Source organism: Mycobacterium sp., assembly GCF_035653355.1.
GTDB lineage: Bacteria > Actinomycetota > Actinomycetes > Mycobacteriales > Mycobacteriaceae > Mycobacterium.
On the sequence record NZ_DASRBZ010000489.1, the window covers coordinates 1 to 3,037 of the forward strand.

Below are 3,037 nucleotides of genomic sequence, written 5' to 3' on the forward strand. Positions count from 1 at the left end.
TCAGAGGTGACACCGTGACCGGCACCGCGTCGGAGGCCCAGCAGGTGTTCGACAAGCTGGAAGCTGTCGGGGTTGACCTGACCGACGTGTTCATCGTGCTGGAAAACGAAGGCGTGGAGAAGTTCGAGGAGTCCTGGACCGAGCTGCTCAAGGAGACGCAGGCTCAGCTGGACGCCGCTGCCAAATGAGCCAAGCCGGCACCCAATCCATCCGGGGGCCCAGCGCCAGACAATGGCAAAACCCGTTGCGGGACAAGCGCGATAAGCGGCTGCCCCGGATCGCCGCCCCGTGTGGCATGGTGATTTTCGGGGTCACCGGCGATTTGGCCCGCAAGAAGGTGATGCCGGCCATCTACGATCTGGCCAATCGTGGCCTGCTGCCACCGACTTTCGCGTTGGTCGGCTTCGCGCGCCGCGACTGGGATCATGAGGATTTCGGTCAGGTGGTGTACGAGTCTGTCAAACAGCATGCCCGCACACCGTTTCGGCAAGTGGTGTGGGATCGTCTGGCCGATGGATTCCGTTTTGTGCCAGGCACCTTCGACGATGAGCAGGCCTTCGCCAGGCTGGCCGAGTGCCTGGACAAGCTCGACGCCGAGCGCGGCACTGGCGGCAACCACGCGTTCTATCTGGCCATCCCGCCGAGGTCCTTTCCGGTGGTGTGCGAGCAGCTGCACACGTCAGGGCTGGCCCGTCCCCAGAACGGGCGATGGAGCCGAGTGGTCATCGAGAAACCGTTCGGCCACAACCTCGACAGCGCGCGTGAGCTCAACAAGGTGGTCAACAGCGTCTTTCCCGAGGAGTCGGTATTCCGCATCGACCACTACCTCGGCAAGGAGACCGTCCAGAACATCCTGGCGTTGCGGTTCGCCAACCAACTGTTCGACCCGATCTGGAATGCGCACTACGTCGACCATGTGCAGATCACCATGGCCGAAGACATCGGGCTGGGCGGACGAGCCGGCTACTACGACGGTATCGGCGCGGCCCGCGACGTGATCCAGAACCACCTCATGCAGCTGCTGGCGCTGACAGCAATGGAAGAGCCGGTGAGCTTTCAGCCGTCGGAGTTGCAGGCCGAGAAAATCAAGGTGCTTTCAGCGACGCACCTTGCCGAGCCGCTCGACGAGACCACCAGCCGCGGCCAGTACACCGCCGGCTGGCAGGGCGGTGAGCACGTCGTTGGGCTGCTCGACGAGGAGGGGTTCTCGAAGGACTCGACCACCGAGACGTTCGCCGCGATCACCCTGGAGGTCGATACTCGCCGCTGGGCCGGGGTGCCGTTTTACCTGCGCACCGGAAAACGCTTGGGCCGCAGGGTCACCGAGATCGCGCTGATATTCAAGCGGGCACCGCATCTGCCGTTCGACGCCACCATGACCGACGAGCTCGGCGCGAACGCTCTGGTGATTCGGGTGCAACCGGACGAAGGGGTCACGCTGCGGTTCGGCTCCAAGGTCCCAGGCACTGCCATGGAGGTCCGCGACGTCAACATGGACTTCTCGTACGGCTCAGCGTTCGCCGAGGACTCACCCGAACCCTATGAGCGGCTGATTCTTGACGTGCTGCTTGGCGAGCCCTCGTTGTTTCCAGTCAACGAGGAGGTCGAATTGGCTTGGGAAATACTGGATCCTGTTCTGGAGAACTGGGCGGCACATGGAAAGCCAGAGCCATATGAGGCAGGCAGCTGGGGTCCGGCATCGTCGTTCGAACTGCTGCGCCGCACGGGCCGGGAATGGCGGCGCCCGTGATTTGCGCCGGCGACGATGCAGAGCGGAGCGATGAGGAGGAGCGGCGCCGGTGATATTAGACCTGCCGGAGACGAGCACCACCGCGATCAACAAGAAGCTCGACGAGTTACGCGAACGGGTCGGGGCGGTGACCATGGGCCGAGTGCTGACGTTGGTGATCGTGCCCGACAGTGAATCCATGGTGGAGGAATCCATCGAAGCCGCGAACTTCGCCAGCCATGAGCATCCCAGCCGGGTGATCGTGGTGATTACCGGTGACCGCGATGTGCCCGATGCCCGGCTCGACGCGCAGTTGCGCGCCGGTGGCGACAGCGGTGCGGGGGAAGTGGTGGTACTGAGGTTGTCGGGTCCGCTCGCCGATCACGCCGGAAGTGTGGTCGTGCCCTTTCTGCTGCCCGACATCCCGGTGGTTGCGTGGTGGCCCGACATCGCCCCGTCGGTCCCCGCACAAGATCCATTAGGCCAGTTGGCAATTCGGCGTATCACTGACGCAACCAACGGTGTCGACCCGCTGTCGGCGATCAAGAGCCGGCTGCCCGGTTACACGCCAGGTGACACCGACCTGGCCTGGAGCCGGATCACCTACTGGCGCGCCTTGCTGGCATCGGCGATTGATCAGCCCCCACACGAGCCGATCACCTCTGCGCTGGTTTCCGGATTGAAGATGGAGCCGGCCCTGGATGTTCTGGCAGGCTGGCTGGCCAGCAAGATCGACGGGCCGGTGCGGCGCGCGGTAGGCGAGCTCAAAGTCGAGCTGGTCCGCCCGACCGAGACCGTGACGCTGAGCCGACCACAAGAAGGGTTGACGGCGACGCTCAGCCGCACCGCCAAGCCGGATGCGCTGGTCCCCTTGCCGCGCAGGGAAACCCGTGAATGCCTTGCCGAAGACCTGCGCCGGCTGGATCCGGACGTGATTTACCTCGAGGCGCTGGAAGGTATTAGTCAGGTGGAGTACGCATGAACAGAGTCGTCGAGACCTATCCCGACAGTGAGGCGCTGGCGGCCGCAGCGTGCGAGAGGCTGATCGCTGCCATCGACGCAGCGGTGGCGGCCCGCGGTCAGGCGCTCATCGCGTTGACCGGCGGCGGCAACGGCAACCGGCTGCTAAGCAAGCTGAGAGAGCAGGGCCAGGGAATCGACTGGTCGAAGGTGCACCTGTTCTGGGGTGACGAACGTTATGTCCCCCACGACGACGACGAGCGCAACGACAAGCAGGCTCGTGCTGCCCTGCTGGACCACATCGACATCCCGGCCCGCAATGTGCACCCGATGCCGGCCAGCGACGGT

The 3,037-nt window shown here is 64.3% G+C and carries 3 protein-coding genes and 1 pseudogene; all 4 read left to right on the forward strand.

Annotated elements, in window-relative coordinates:
- Window positions 1-188, forward strand: a pseudogene (locus VFA16_RS16890) (transaldolase); the annotation flags it as partial.
- Entirely contained in the window at window positions 185-1,750 is a 1,566-nt protein-coding gene (gene zwf, locus VFA16_RS16895; protein ID WP_324968924.1) for a glucose-6-phosphate dehydrogenase, read from the forward strand. The pseudogene VFA16_RS16890 and the gene zwf, both read left to right, overlap by 4 nt.
- A gap of 49 nt (window positions 1,751-1,799) precedes the next feature.
- Complete coding sequence (gene opcA, locus VFA16_RS16900; protein ID WP_324968925.1) at window positions 1,800-2,711, forward strand: glucose-6-phosphate dehydrogenase assembly protein OpcA; 912 nt, start codon at window positions 1,800-1,802, stop codon at window positions 2,709-2,711.
- Window positions 2,708-3,037, forward strand: a 330-nt coding sequence (locus tag VFA16_RS16905) for a 6-phosphogluconolactonase (protein ID WP_324968926.1), incomplete at its 3' end; no start/stop codon positions are given. The genes opcA and VFA16_RS16905, both read left to right, overlap by 4 nt.

Bases quoted from the DNA above. Each gene is read 5' to 3' on its own strand.
- zwf (WP_324968924.1), top strand. From the start codon at position 185: ATGAGCCAAGCCGGCACCCAATCCATCCGGGGGCCCAGCGCCAGACAA.